Source organism: Pseudoduganella guangdongensis, from assembly GCF_009857475.1.
Lineage (GTDB): Bacteria > Pseudomonadota > Gammaproteobacteria > Burkholderiales > Burkholderiaceae_D > Rugamonas > Rugamonas guangdongensis.
Genome location: NZ_WWCJ01000010.1, coordinates 56,011 through 69,460, shown reverse-complemented (window position 1 = coordinate 69,460; position 13,450 = coordinate 56,011). Strand labels below are relative to the sequence as shown.

The 13,450-nt window shown below is 64.9% G+C and carries 11 protein-coding genes; all 11 read left to right on the top strand.

Translation table 11 applies throughout. The features are described from left to right. Positions 1–14 precede the first annotated feature (14 nt). The 11 genes from GTP41_RS15290 to GTP41_RS15240 all read left to right on the top strand — a co-directional run bounded on the left by GTP41_RS15290 (position 15) and on the right by GTP41_RS15240 (position 13,449). Positions 15–1,163: a sensor histidine kinase gene (locus GTP41_RS15290; RefSeq protein ID WP_161026441.1), complete on the top strand. Its 1,149-nt coding sequence runs from the start codon at positions 15–17 to the stop codon at positions 1,161–1,163. Further along, entirely contained in the window at positions 1,164–1,928 is a 765-nt protein-coding gene (locus GTP41_RS15285) for a LytR/AlgR family response regulator transcription factor (RefSeq protein WP_161026440.1), read from the top strand. Positions 1,929–1,931: 3 nt separating this feature from the next. Beyond that, a complete protein-coding gene (glpK, locus tag GTP41_RS15280) occupies positions 1,932–3,422 on the top strand; it encodes a glycerol kinase GlpK (RefSeq protein WP_161026439.1) in 1,491 nt (496 codons plus the stop codon). Continuing rightward, positions 3,419–4,189 (top strand): helix-turn-helix transcriptional regulator, encoded by a 771-nt coding sequence (locus tag GTP41_RS15275; RefSeq protein WP_229502896.1) that lies wholly within the window; start codon positions 3,419–3,421, stop codon positions 4,187–4,189. Before glpK ends, GTP41_RS15275 begins: the two co-directional genes overlap by 4 nt. A gap of 103 nt (positions 4,190–4,292) precedes the next feature. Then, complete coding sequence (locus GTP41_RS15270) at positions 4,293–6,521, top strand: M9 family metallopeptidase (RefSeq protein ID WP_161026437.1); 2,229 nt, start codon at positions 4,293–4,295, stop codon at positions 6,519–6,521. 478 nt (positions 6,522–6,999) lie between these two features. Beyond that, complete coding sequence (mraZ, locus tag GTP41_RS15265) at positions 7,000–7,428, top strand: division/cell wall cluster transcriptional repressor MraZ (RefSeq protein ID WP_161026436.1); 429 nt, start codon at positions 7,000–7,002, stop codon at positions 7,426–7,428. A gap of 12 nt (positions 7,429–7,440) precedes the next feature. Next, the gene (rsmH, locus tag GTP41_RS15260; RefSeq protein WP_161026435.1) at positions 7,441–8,406 is read left to right on the top strand and encodes a 16S rRNA (cytosine(1402)-N(4))-methyltransferase RsmH; all 966 of its coding nucleotides are present in this window, start codon (positions 7,441–7,443) and stop codon (positions 8,404–8,406) included. After that, positions 8,403–8,675, top strand: coding sequence for a cell division protein FtsL (gene ftsL, locus GTP41_RS15255; RefSeq protein ID WP_161026434.1), 273 nt, complete (start codon positions 8,403–8,405; stop codon positions 8,673–8,675). The genes rsmH and ftsL overlap by 4 nt, the downstream gene beginning before the upstream one ends. Beyond that, entirely contained in the window at positions 8,672–10,462 is a 1,791-nt protein-coding gene (locus GTP41_RS15250; RefSeq protein ID WP_161026433.1) for a peptidoglycan D,D-transpeptidase FtsI family protein, read from the top strand. The genes ftsL and GTP41_RS15250 overlap by 4 nt, the downstream gene beginning before the upstream one ends. A 9-nt stretch (positions 10,463–10,471) precedes the next feature. Then, entirely contained in the window at positions 10,472–12,004 is a 1,533-nt protein-coding gene (locus GTP41_RS15245; protein ID WP_371867362.1) for a UDP-N-acetylmuramoyl-L-alanyl-D-glutamate--2,6-diaminopimelate ligase, read from the top strand. Beyond that, positions 12,004–13,449, top strand: coding sequence for a UDP-N-acetylmuramoyl-tripeptide--D-alanyl-D-alanine ligase (locus GTP41_RS15240; RefSeq protein ID WP_161026431.1), 1,446 nt, complete (start codon positions 12,004–12,006; stop codon positions 13,447–13,449). Before GTP41_RS15245 ends, GTP41_RS15240 begins: the two co-directional genes overlap by 1 nt. Position 13,450 lies beyond the last annotated feature (1 nt).

Sequence of the window (13,450 nt, the reverse complement as noted above, 5' to 3'; positions counted from 1 at the left end):
GGTATACTTGCGCGATGAAAGAACATCCTATCCCTGCCCGCCTGGCAGGACAACTGGCAGGCTGGTCGGCGAAGGCGCAACAGTATCCTGTGTTCAGCCGCACCTGGTATGCCTACCGCGTCCGTTCGTTTGCCTGGCCGTTCGCGATTTTTACGGCCTTCCAGCTATTGATTGCCGCGCTGACGCCTGGCGGCCTGGCGCGTTTGCAGACCTGGCTGCCGATGACCGCCTTGTGGTTCCTCGTTGCAGTGGCGTTGCTACTCGGGCGCTGGCTGGCGGTGCTGGTCTGCCGGCGCAACTGGCCGCCTGCCAGGGAGGCCGCGGGTGTCGTGTTGGCGCTGTTGGCGGGGATGGCGGTGGCCGGATGTTTTGCGCCTTATACTCGCGTCCAGAATGATCCAGCCGATTACTGGATCAATGGGCTGGTCTGGCTGACCATCCTGCTATGGTTGGGCGGTACCGGCGACCTGCTCAGCTATGTGCGGCAGCGCCGGAGCCTGCAGGACGCCCGCATGCTGGAGCAAATGGAGCGCTACCGGGATGAACGCAACCAGGTGGCGATGCGCTTGTCGGTACTGGCCAGCCAGGTCGAGCCGCACTTCCTGTTCAACACCTTGTCCGGTGTGCGCGCCGCCATTCTCAGCGACCCGGCGCGTGGCGTGGCCATCATCGACCACCTTGTCGATTACCTGCGTGCCACCATCCCGCAGGTGCGCGACGAGGGGGCGCAACTGCTGGTCGAGCTGGGCGCGCAGCTCGATGCGGCGCGCGCTTATCTCGGCGTGATTCATACGCGGTTGCCGCGCCTGGCCTATCGGGTTGAATGCCCGGACGATCTACGCCGTTGCGCTATCCCGCCGCTGATGCTCATTTCGCTGGTGGAGAATGCGGTCAAGCACGGCATCGAGCCGAAGAAGGGCGCGGTCGAAATCATCGTCAGCGTGGCGCGGCGCGGTGACAGCCTGGTGCTGTCCGTGGCGGACGACGGCGTCGGCTTTGGCGGCAGCAGCAGTGGCAGCGGAATCGGCTTAAGTAATGTCCGTGAGCGCCTGCGCCACCTGTACGGTGGGCAGGCTGCGCTGACACTGACCGCGCGTGAACCAGGGGGCCTGGAAGCATGCATCGTGCTACCTTTGCAGGCCTTGCCAGGAAAGGAAGCTTGAATGCCGACCGCTGTCATTGCTGATGATGAAGACCTGCCGCGCGGCGACCTGCGCCGTATGCTGGCCCAGGCCTGGCCGGAGCTGGCCATTGTGGCCGAATGCGAGGATGGGGGAGATGCCTTGGCGGCGATTGCGGCGCATCGCCCGGATGTCGCTTTTCTTGATATCCGCATGCCCGAACTGAGCGGGCTGGATGTGGCGCGCGCCAGCGAAGGGCGCTGCCGTGTTGTCTTCACCACCGCTTACGATGCGCATGCGATCGAGGCTTTCGGCCTCGGCGCGCTCGACTACCTGCTCAAGCCCATCACGCCCGAACGCCTGGAACAGAGCGTGGCGCGCCTGCGCAGCCAACTGGCCGCCGGCCTCGCCATGCCGGACCTGATGCGTATGATGGCCGACTTCGATCGCCAATTGAGCGCCAGCCGGCAGGCCGAGCGCATCAAGTGGATTAGTACGACCGCAGGTAACAACATCAAGCTCTTCCCGATCGATGACGTCCTGTTTTTCGACGCTGACTCGCGCTACACGCGCGTGGTCAGCGCTACCGACGAAGGCGTGGTGCGAACCACCATCCGCGACCTGCAAAAGGGCCTTGACCCTGACCAGTTCTGGCAGGTCCACCGCGGCACGCTAGTCAACGCGCGCGCCATTGCCGGCGCCCAGCGTGACGAAATGGGTAACCTGCACGTCCTGCTGCGCGGTCACGCGGAACGGTTGAAGGTAAGCCAGAGCTATCTTTGGCGTTTTCGCCATGAGGTACAATAAAATATGACCCAATACATCCTCGCCCTGGACCAGGGTACCACCAGTTCGCGCGCCATCCTGTTCGACCACAGCGGGCATATCGCAGGATGCGCGGCGCAGGAGTTTCCCCAGCATTTCCCCCAGCCAGGCTGGGTTGAACACGACCCCAACGAAATCTGGAATAGCCAGATCACCGTCGCCCGCAAGGTCCTGCACGAGCACCAGGTCGACCCCAGGCAGGTGCGCGCCATCGGCATCGCCAACCAGCGCGAAACCACCGTGGTGTGGGACCGCAAGACCGGCGAGCCGATCGCGCCCGCCATCGTCTGGCAGGACCGCCGCACCGCCGATTACTGCGAGGAGTTGCGCGCCGCCGGCAAGGCGAAGATGATCTGCGATGCGACCGGCCTGGAACTGGACGCCTACTTCTCCGCCACCAAAGTCAGGTGGATTCTGGACCACGTGCCGGGCGCGCGTGAGCGTGCGCGCAAGGGTGCGCTGTGTTTCGGCACCATCGACTCCTGGCTGGCCTGGAAGCTGTGCGGCGTGCACGTCACCGACGTCTCGAACGCCTCGCGCACCATGCTGTTCAATATCCACCTGATGCGCTGGGACGCGGACCTGCTGCACCTGTTCGACATCCCGGAGGAGATGCTGCCGCAGGTTGTCTCTTCCAGCGAGGAAGTCGGCACCACGCGCGAAGCCCTGTTCGGCCATGCGATCCCGGTGGCCGGCATCGCTGGCGACCAGCAGGCGGCCACCTTCGGCCAGGCCTGCCACCAGCCCGGCATGGTGAAGAACACCTACGGCACTGGATGCTTCATGCTGATGCACGCCGGCCGCCACCCGCGCACCTCGCACAACCGCCTGCTGTCCACCGTGGGCTGGCGCGTCGACGGCGCCACCGAATACATGCTGGAAGGCTCGGTCTTCATGGGCGGCGCCACCGTGCAGTGGCTGCGCGACGGCCTGGGCATCATCCAGCAATCGAGCGAGGTGGAAGCGCTGGCCAACAGCGTGCCCGATAGCGGCGGCGTGTTCCTGGTGCCGGCCTTTGTCGGCCTCGGTGCGCCGCACTGGGACCCGTACGCGCGCGGCACCATCGTCGGCCTGACGCGCGGCAGCAACAAGGCGCATATCGCGCGCGCCGCCGTGGAATCGATCGCCTACCAGAGCGCCGAACTGCTGGCGGCCATGCAGAAGGACGCCGCCATGCCGGTGACCGAGGTGCGCGCCGACGGCGGCGCCGCCCGCAACGACATGCTGATGCAGTTCCAGTCCGATTTGCTGGGCGTGCCGGTGCTGCGCCCCAAGGTCACGGAAACCACCGCCCTGGGCGCCGCCTACCTGGCCGGGCTGGCCGTGGGCTTCTGGGAATCGCAGGAGGAAATCGCTACCCAGTGGGCGTGCGAGCGCAAATTCACGCCAAACATGGGGGGTGACCAAAGGTCCGAGTTGCTGGCAAAATGGAATCGCGCCACAGAGCGCGCCAAAGCTTGGGAGACACCTTTATGACGGACCGTCCGTGGAATGTGGAACTGGACGCGATCGAAAAACTGTTCGACGCGCTGACTGAAGTAGCCTTCTTTGTGAAGGATCGCGATGGCCGCTATGTGGCCGTCAACAACACGCTGGCGCGCCGCTGCGGCCTGCGCAGCAAGACCGATATCCTCGGCAAAACGGTGATGGACGTGCACCCGCGCCCGCTGGCCGCCGCCTATGAGGAGCAGGACCGCCAGGTGATCCAGGGCGGCGCCACCATCCACAAGCACCTGGAGCTGCACCTGTACCCGAACCGCCGCCGTGGCTGGTGCCTGACCCATAAGACCCCGCTGCGCAACGAGCAGGGCGAGATTGTCGGCCTGGTCGGCACCTCGCAGGACCTGGGCCTGGTGGACGAGCAGCACCCGGTGTACCGCCAGGTGGCGCGCATCGCCGAGCGTATCCGCGAGAACTTCCACCTGCAGCTCAACCTCAATGAGCTGGCGCGCGAGGAGGGCCTGTCGCTGGCGCGCGTTGAGCGCCTGTTCCAGAAGGTGTTCCATTACAGCCCGCGCCAGCTGCTGCTGCAATCGCGCCTGGAAGGCGCGCTGGCCCTGATCGAGGCGCACCCCGGCCGCAGCATCGCCGACATCGCGCGCGAGTGCGGGTATACCGACCACAGCGCCTTCAGCCGCCAGTTCAAAGCCATGACCGGCTACACGCCAAGCCAGTTTCGCAACGGTTCGCGCCCCGCACCTGTGGCTTTTTCGCCCGTATCCTGTGCAGTTCACGCGGCCTGAGCGGGTGAAATCGCACTAACGCCGCGCACGTTTGAATGCGCTCCACGCCTCCTCGTTAGCATGGGCTCTCCCATCAAACAGTAGTTAAAAGAGGAGTGGAGACATGATGTTGAAAACTATCGGCGTAGCAGCCTTGCTGCTTGCCGCGCAAGCCCATGCGGACAGCGGCGACAAGCTGCACCAGGCGCCGGCCCCACACCAGCGCCAGACCCTGCCGCCTTCGGCGGAGCAGGCCAAGTACGACCTGGCGCCTTCGCGCAAGCCGCGCAACGACCTGATGCCGCGCCAGATGAAGTCCAGCATGAAAGCCATGGCGGCCACGCCGGCCTGTTCCAACATGAACACGCTGGCCAGCTACAGCGGCGCCGCCCTGGCCGAGTACATCGCCACGCTGCCGGACTTCGAATGCACCTACCCTTTGTTCTCGGTCGCCAACCCGCTGGCGACGAACATCTATTCCGCCGCCAATGTTAGCGCTGTCACCACCCGCCTGCAAAGCGAGGCGGCCAGCTACAACGCCAGCAATATGAAGCTGGTCAACCTGGTGCTGTACCTGCGCGCCGGCTACTACCAGGCCAGCGGCGGCTCCATCCCGGCACTGACCGAAAGCGTGCGCGCCCCGCTGCGCGCTTCGCTGCATAGCCTGGTGCAAGGCAATCCCCTGTACGTCGACAACACCTCGGCCTACACCACGGCCAATGAAGTGTGGAAGCTGGTCACCAATATGAACGACGAGGTGCAGTTCCTGCCGGACGCGCGCGCCACGGTGGAACGCTTTACCGTGCGCCCTTCCGCGCCCAACGCCGCCGAGCCGCTGAAGCAATACAGCGCAGGCGGCGGCATGACCGGCGCGCTGACGGTGCTTTTCCGCGCCCACACCATGCCGAATGTCGGCACCGCCATGTCGAACGACATCTCCTACGCCAACGCGCTGAATGCCTTCATCACCAATAGCAAGGCGGCCCTGCTCAATACCAATGCCAGCGCCCACCTGGTCGATGCCTCCAATGAAGCGTTCCGCTTCATGCAGTATTCGGCGCTCAAGGCCCAGGTCAAGCCGATGGTGCAGAACGTGCTGAACACCACCACCATGCTGGGCGCCGACCAGGGCATGTGGCTGGCGGCGGCGGCGGCGGTGAAGTGGTATGACAGCGAGAACTGCGCGCAGTATGGCGTGTGCAATTACGAAGAGCAGCTGGCAGCCGCCGTGCTGAAGACCACTCATAATTGCAGCCCGACCCTGCGCCTGCGCGCGCAAGACGTGACGCCGGCCCAGGTGCAGGAGATCTGCGCCACGCTGGCGAATGGCGAGGGCTACTTCCACACCATGCTGCAGACCAACCGCACTCCGGTGGCGCACGACAACAATACTGCGCTGGAACTGGTGGTGTTCGATGACTACGCCAACTACAGCAAATACGCCGGCCTGCTGTACGACATCCCGACCGACAACGGCGGCATGTACCTGGAAGGCAATCCGGCGCAGGCAGGCAACCAGGCCCGCTTCATCGCGCACGAAGCATCCTGGCTGCGCCCGACCTTCAAGGTCTGGAACCTGGAGCATGAATACGTGCACTACCTGGACGGCCGCTTCAACCTGTACGGCGATTTCGGCGCCTCCACCTCGGTGCCGACGGTGTGGTGGATCGAGGGCATTGGCGAGTACCTCTCGCTGAAGAACAACAACCAGCCGGCCATCGACATGGCGCGCAGCCGCAAATACCGCCTGAGCGACATCTTCGGCAACACCTACCAGATGTCGGACTATTCGGACCGGGCCTACCGCTGGGGCTATATGGCGACCCGGTTCATGATGGAACGCCACCGCGCCGACGTGGACCAGGCGCTGGCCAAGCTGCGCGTGGGCGACTACACCCGCTATAACGACTTCATGCGCAGCATCGGCACCCGTTATGACAGCGAGTTCGCGACCTGGGCCGATGCCGCCACCACGGCCGGCGAACCGCCGTTGCCGGACAGCGTCTCCAGCCTGCCGGCTTGCAGCGGCCAGGCTTCGCCGACCTACCTGGGTAAGAATTGCGCGATCCGCAATATCGCGTCCGGCAGCCAGACTTACGCCTACCTGCACCTGATGGTGCCGACCGGCGCCAAGAATGTGAAGCTGATGAGCGCGGGCGGCAGCGGCAATATGGACATGTACGTGGCCCTGGAGCGCTACCCCAGCACCAGCTCCTACGACCTCATGTCCGCCAATGCCGGCAACAGCGAGAGCATCAGCATTCCCGCGCCGGCCGGCTACCGCTGGTATTACATCGCCCTGCACGCCAAACAGCCGTTCGGCGGCGTCACGGTTGGTGTAACTTACGATTGAAAACCGGCGCACGCCGTATAATATAGGCAAGCAGCGGTCACGCTATTTGTCTATACAAGTTGCCGCCCAGCTCCCTGGGCGGCATGTTTTTTTTAGAGGGTCCCGATCGCGCGCAAAGCGTGTCAGGCAGTAATTCTCCCCATCCCACCGGGTCTGCGCCCCTTGTTGCTATTTCGTGCAAGGCGCGTTGTCTTCAGGCAACCAAACGACGATTTCAAAATTTATTTTTAGGCATTTTTCTCCCGTTTGGCACTGGCTGCACGTGAAGTAGCACTTTCACTATCTTTCATAAGTATCTAATTTCTCGACGGTTTTTACTTCGGTCATTTCTCAAGGAATGGCGCTAAGTCCTTAATTTCATTGGACAAATCGCGGTTTTCGTCAGGGAAATTCGCTTGACCGACCTGTAAGCATCCTCTAAAGTGGGCGATAGTGTGAAAAAGTGTAGTTTTGTGGGATTTTTTAGATAAGGTAAAACGTGTTCCAAGGCGCGTCCGCGATCACTCTCGATGCGAAAGGCAGGATGTCCATCCCGGCCAAGCATCGTGACGCACTGCTGATCCAGTGCGAAGGACGCCTCACGCTTACCAAACACCCGGACGGCTGCCTCTTGATGTACCCGCGCCATGTCTGGGAAACCAAACGCGACCAGATCGCCCAGTGGCCGATGTCGGCCCGCGGCTGGCAGCGCATCCTGCTGGGCAATGCCGCCGACGTTGAGATGGATTCCGCCGGCCGCATCCTGGTCGGCCCCGAGCTGCGCGAGGCTGTCGGCCTGGGCCGCGAGGTCGTGCTGGCCGGCATGCTGACCCACTTTGAAATCTGGGACCCGGTCAAACGGGCCCAGAACGAGCAAGCCACCATCGAGGTGGGCATGCCCGATACCCTTTCCGATTTTTCCTTCTGAGGCCGACATTAAATGACGACGACCTCGGTGCCCGAATTCCAGCATCGTACGGTGCTGTTAGATGAAGCGGTCGATGCGCTCGACCTGAGCGGCGCGCGCGCCAACGGTATCTATATAGATGGCACATTCGGCCGCGGCGGCCACTCGCGCCTGATCCTGTCGCGCCTCGGTCCCGCGGGGCGCCTGGTGGCCTTCGACAAAGACCTGCAAGCGATCGCCAACGCCGAGACCATCGGCGATGCGCGATTCACCATCGTGCACGACAGCTTCGCCACCATGGCGGATGCGCTGGCCGAACGCGGCATTCCCGCCGTGGACGGCATTTTGATGGACCTTGGCATTTCGTCTCCCCAGGTGGACGACGCGGCGCGCGGGTTCAGCTTCCGCAACGATGGCCCGCTCGACATGCGCATGGATACCACGCGCGGCATCTCCGCTGCCGAGTGGCTGGCCACGGAATCAGAAAAAACACTGGAAAAGGTGATAAGGGAATATGGGGAAGAACGGTTTGCTTTTCAGATTGCAAAGGCGATTGTTGCTCGCCGGGCAATCGAACCAATTTCAAGCACACGACAGCTTGCCGGTATCGTGGCAGGCGCGGTCAAGACTCGCGAAAAGGGCAAGGACCCTGCGACCCGCACCTTTCAGGCTATCCGGATTTTCGTCAATAAAGAGCTTGAGGACCTTGAATCGGCCCTGAGCCAGGCCTTCCATGCCTTGAAGCCGGGCGGCATCCTGGCCATCATCAGCTTCCACTCGCTGGAAGACCGCATGGTCAAGCAGTTCCTGGCGTCCAAGGCCAAGGTGGAGCAGCCCGACCGGCGCCTGCCGATCCGGGCGGTCGACCTGCCGCAGCCGGAACTCAAGCTGCTGGCGCGCGTCAAGCCGTCCGATAAGGAAGTGGAAGAAAACCCGCGCGCGCGTTCCGCCGTGATGCGCGTGGCCATGCGCCTGCCGCCTGCCGGGGGCGTGCCATGAGCAACAAACTCAATATCGTGCTGACGGCGTTGCTGGTCGCTTGCGGCCTGTCGCTCGTTAACGCGCAATACCGCGCGCGCCACCTGTTCGTCGACAAGGAGCGCGCCGAGAGCCAGGCGCGCCAGCTCGATATCGAATGGGCGCAGCTGCAGCTGGACCAGTCGACCCTGGGCAAGCACGCCCGTATCGAGGAAATCGCGCGCCGCGAGCTGAATATGACCCCGCTCACGCCGAACCGCACCCAGTACCTGACGGAGGGCGCCCAATGATGCGTTCCAGCGGCGGTAACGGAACGGCGCGCGTGGCGCGCTCAAAAGGCGTGTCCTTCTCCAAGAGCCCGGTGCTGGCGGTGCGCCTGCCGACCTGGCGCTCGCGCGTGGTGCTGTTCGTGCTGTTCGTCGCGTTCGCGGCGCTGGCGGCGCGCGCCGTCTGGCTGCAGGGCACCTCCAGCCAGTCGCAATTCCTGCAGGAGCAGGGCGCCAACCGCTACCAGCGCACGCAGGAACTGCCGGCCATCCGCGGCAAGATCACCGACCGCAACGGCCAGGTGCTGGCGACCTCGATCCCGGTGCGCGCCATCTGGGCCTCGCCGGACGACCTGCTGGCGGCGCCCAAAGACAAATTCCGCGCCCTGGCCGGCCTGCTGGAAATGAGCGAGGCCGAGCTGCGCAAGAAGCTCGACTCCGACCGCAACCTGGTCTACCTGAAACGCCAGGTCGAGGTGGAAACCGCCGACAAGATCAAGGCGCTGGACCTGGACGGCATGGACATCCGCCCCGAGTACAAGCGCTTCTACCCGCAAGGCGAAGTCATGACCCACCTGGTCGGCTTCACCAACGTGGACGACAAGGGCCAGGAATCGATGGAGCTGGCGCAGCAGGCCAACCTGGTCGGCCGCCCCGGTTCGCGCCGCGTGATCAAGGACGGCCGCGGCCGCGTGGTCGAGGATATCGGCGGCAAGGTCGAGCCGCACAACGGCAAGGACGTCACCCTGTCGGTGGACAGCAAGATCCAGTACATCGCCTACACCCAGCTGAAACAGGCGGTCGAGCATTTCGGCGCCAAGGCCGGCGGCGCGGTGGTGCTGGACGTGCACACCGGCGAAGTGCTGGCGCTGGCCAACTACCCGAGCTACGACCCGAACGACCGCCGCAACCTGACCGGCGCGCAGCTGCGCAACCGCGTCATGACCGACTCCTTCGAGCCGGGCTCCACGCTCAAGCCGATCACCGTGGCGCTGGCGCTGGACAGCGGCCGCGTCAAGCCGTCGACCCTGATCGACACCGGCAACGGCCGCTATACCATCATCGACCGCACCATCTCGGACACCAAGGCGCACGGCGTGATCGACGTGGCCAAGATCATCGAGACCTCGTCCAATATCGGCACCGCGAAGATCGCGCTCAGCATGCCGCCGCAGGAGATGTGGGAGATGTTCACCAAGGTCGGTTTCGGCCAGCAGCCCAAGTGGGGCTTCCCCGGCGCGGTGGCGGGACGGGTGCGGCCGTACAAATCCTGGCGGCCGATCGAGCAGGCCACCATGAGCTACGGCAACGGCATTTCGGTCTCGGTGATCCAGCTGGCCCGCTCCTACATGATGTTTGCCCGGAATGGTGACACCATTCCTTTGTCGTTTGAAAAGGTCGACAAGGAGCCGCTCGGCCAGCAGATCATCAAGCCGCAGACCGCCGCGCAAATGCGCGAGATGCTGGAGAACGTGGTATCGGGCAAGGAAGGCACCGCCAAGAAGGCCCAGATCCCGGGCTACCGCGTGGGCGGCAAGACCGGCACCGCCTACAAGGTGGAGAACGGCCGCTATGCGATCCCGCGCAAATACATCGGTTCCTTCGTCGGCATGGTGCCGATGTCGGCGCCGCGCTTTGTCATTGCAGTCATGATCGACGAACCGACCCAGAACGGCCACTACGGCGGTTCGGTCGCTGCACCCACCTTCGCGGCTGTCGCAATCAACGCGTTGCGCGCCTCCAATGTGCCTCCCGACTCCAACGTCACCGAAATCGTGGTGCCGACGGACACTGGACCGGAGGCCATGTAAATGACGAACATGACCCACCAAGACATTATCAGCTGGATGCGCGCCGCCGCGCCGAACGCGCAACTGGCTTCGGACTCGCGCCGCATCCAGGCTGGCGACATCTTCTTTGCCTATCCGGGCGACGCCAAGGACGGCCGCACCTTCATCGGCACCGCGATCGAGAATGGCGCCGCCGCCGTGGTGTACGACGACAGCGCTTACGCCTGGGACGCGGCGCACGCGGTGCCGCACCTGGCCGTGCCCGGCCTGAAAAAGGAGGCCGGCCCGATCGCCCACGCCTGGTACGGCCAGCCCGACGCCGGCATGTTCACCGTGGCCGTCACCGGCACCAACGGCAAGACCAGCTGCGCGGTGTGGACCGGCCAGGCCCTGGCCAAGATCGGCGAAACCGCCGCCGTGATCGGCACGCTGGGCGTGGGCATGTTCCGCGCGCGCGGCGAGGTGGAATTCGACGAAACCGGCTACACCACGCCGGACGCGGTGCTGCTGGCGCGCAAGCTGCAGCAGGTGCACGCCGACGGCGCCGGCGCGCTGGCGATCGAAGCGTCCTCCATCGGTCTGCATCAGGGCCGCCTGGACGGCATGCATTTCGACGTGGCGGTCTTCACCAACCTGACGCGCGACCACCTGGACTACCACGGCGACGAAGCCAACTACGAAGCGGCCAAGACCATCCTGTTCGACTGGCCCGGCCTGAAGCACGCCGTGGTCAACCTGGACGACCCGATGGGCCAGCGCCTGGTGGCGCACATCAAGGCGAAAAAGGGCGCGCGCCCGGCCATCATCGGCTACACCCTGAAGGACGCCAAGGCGCAGCCCAACGTGCAGGGCATCTCCATGCTGCGCGCCAGCGCGCTGCGCAGCCGCAATCTGGGCACTGAATTCAACCTGGACTCGAGCTTCGGCCACGCGCATGTGCGCACCCAGCTGGTCGGCCCGTTCAATGTGAGCAATGCGCTGGCCGTGCTGGCCGCGCTGCTGGCCAGAGGCGTTGCCTTCCGCACCGCGATCGACGGCATCGAATCGCTGCTGCCGGCCCCGGGCCGCATGCAGCAGATCGGCGGCCAGGAAGCGCCGATGGTGGTGATCGACTACGCGCACACGCCGGATGCGCTGGAAAAAACGCTGCAAGCCCTGCGCTCGGTGGCCAACGACCGTGGCGGCCACCTGTGGTGCGTGTTCGGCTGCGGCGGCGACCGCGACCCGGGCAAGCGCCCGCAAATGGGCCGTATCGCGCAGATGGCCGAGCATGTGCTGGTCACCAGCGATAACCCGCGCAGCGAAGAGCCGGCGGAGATCATCCGCCAGGTGGTGGCCGGCATGGACGCCGGGCATGCGAACTCCGAATTCATGACGGTGGAAGACCGCGCCGCCGCGATCCTGTCCGCCGTGCGCCACGCCGGCAAGGCCGACGTCATCCTGCTGGCGGGGAAGGGCCATGAGCCCTACCAGGAAATCAAGGGCCGCAAGATTCCGTTCTCGGACGCCGAGCACGCGCAGCTGGCATTGTCGGCGCGCCTGACCATGATGAGGCCGCACTGATGCGCAGCACACTCGCCCACATCCTGCCCGAGCTGCCCGGCGCGCACCTGCACCACGGCGTGCTGACCAATGACGCCGCGCTGGGGCTGGAATTCGACGGCGTGTCGATCGACACCCGCACGGCCGGCGCCGGCCAGCTCTTTGTCGCCTTGCGCGGCGAAGTGTTCGACGCCCACGACTTCCTGCCGCAGCTGGCCGGCAGCGGCGTGGCCGCCGTGGTGGTCGAACAATTGCCGGAAGGCTGGACCCTGCCTGCCATCGTGGTGCCGGACACCCTGGCGGCGCTGGGCCGGATTGCCAATTATTGGCGCCGGCAGTTCGCGCTGCCGCTGATCGGCGTGACCGGCTCCAATGGCAAGACCACCGTCAAGGAAATGATCGCCGCCATCCTGGCCGCCGCCCACGGCGAAGAAGGCCGCCTGGCGACGCGCGGCAACCTGAATAACGAAATCGGCGTGCCGCTCACGCTGTTCCGCCTGGACGCCGCGCATCGTTCCGCCGTGGTGGAGCTGGGCATGAACCATCCGGGCGAGATCGGCCGCCTGGCCGTCATCGCCGCGCCGACCATCGGCATGGTGAACAACGCCCAGCGCGAGCACCAGGAATTCATGCACACCGTGGAAGCGGTGGCGCGCGAAAACGGCAGCGTGCTGGCCGCCTTGCCGGGCGACGGCGTGGCCGTGTTCCCGCACGGCGACGAGTTCACCCCGGTCTGGCGCGAAATGTCGGTCGGCCGCCGCGTGCTGACCTTCGGCCTGGACGCCGCCGCCAATGTGAGCTGCAGCTACAGCGCCGGCGACTTCGGCGCCGAGCTGGCCGTCACCATCCATCCGGCGGCGTCCGCGTCGGCCGGCGCCGCCGCCTCGTTTGCCGCGCCGGACGCGGTGCCGCGCCACTTCACCGTGTCGCTGCAGGCCGCCGGCGAGCATAACGTGCGCAACGCGCTGGCCGCCATCGCCTGCACTTACGCCGCCGGCATCGACACTTCCACCATCCGCACCGGGCTGGAAGCGTTCGCGCCGGTGAACGGCCGGTTGCAGAAGAAGCAGGCGGCCAACGGCGCGCTGCTGATCGACGACACCTACAATGCCAACCCCGACTCCGTGCGCGCCGCCATCGACGTGCTGGCCAAGGCCAAGGCGCCGCGCGTGCTGGTGCTGGGCGATATGGGCGAAGTCGGCACCCAGGGCAAGGAGTTCCACGAAGAGGTGGCGGCCTACGCCGCCAGCAAGGGCATTGAGCATTTCTTCGCCACCGGCGCGCTGGCGGCCCACATGGCGCCGCACGCCGAGCACCACCAAGAATTCGACGCCTTGCTGCAAGCTGTAACGGCTGCGGCAACGCCGGATGCAACCGTATTGATCAAGGGCTCCCGCTTCATGAAAATGGAACGGGTCGTGCAGCATTTGATTGGATCGCAACACGTAACAAAGGAAACACACTAAT

What these genes read in the sequence shown, in the direction of transcription:
- GTP41_RS15290 (WP_161026441.1), top strand. Translation starts at nt 15, where the DNA reads ATGAAAGAACATCCTATCCCTGCCCGCCTGGCAGGACAACTGGCAGGC.
- GTP41_RS15240 (WP_161026431.1), top strand. Translation starts at nt 12,004, where the DNA reads ATGCGCAGCACACTCGCCCACATCCTGCCCGAGCTGCCCGGCGCGCAC.
- ftsL (WP_161026434.1), top strand. Translation starts at nt 8,403, where the DNA reads ATGAGCAACAAACTCAATATCGTGCTGACGGCGTTGCTGGTCGCTTGC.
- glpK (WP_161026439.1), top strand. Translation starts at nt 1,932, where the DNA reads ATGACCCAATACATCCTCGCCCTGGACCAGGGTACCACCAGTTCGCGC.
- GTP41_RS15250 (WP_161026433.1), top strand. Translation starts at nt 8,672, where the DNA reads ATGATGCGTTCCAGCGGCGGTAACGGAACGGCGCGCGTGGCGCGCTCA.
- GTP41_RS15245 (WP_371867362.1), top strand. Translation starts at nt 10,472, where the DNA reads ATGACCCACCAAGACATTATCAGCTGGATGCGCGCCGCCGCGCCGAAC.
- GTP41_RS15270 (WP_161026437.1), top strand. Translation starts at nt 4,293, where the DNA reads ATGATGTTGAAAACTATCGGCGTAGCAGCCTTGCTGCTTGCCGCGCAA.
- GTP41_RS15275 (WP_229502896.1), top strand. Translation starts at nt 3,419, where the DNA reads ATGACGGACCGTCCGTGGAATGTGGAACTGGACGCGATCGAAAAACTG.
- rsmH (WP_161026435.1), top strand. Translation starts at nt 7,441, where the DNA reads ATGACGACGACCTCGGTGCCCGAATTCCAGCATCGTACGGTGCTGTTA.
- GTP41_RS15285 (WP_161026440.1), top strand. Translation starts at nt 1,164, where the DNA reads ATGCCGACCGCTGTCATTGCTGATGATGAAGACCTGCCGCGCGGCGAC.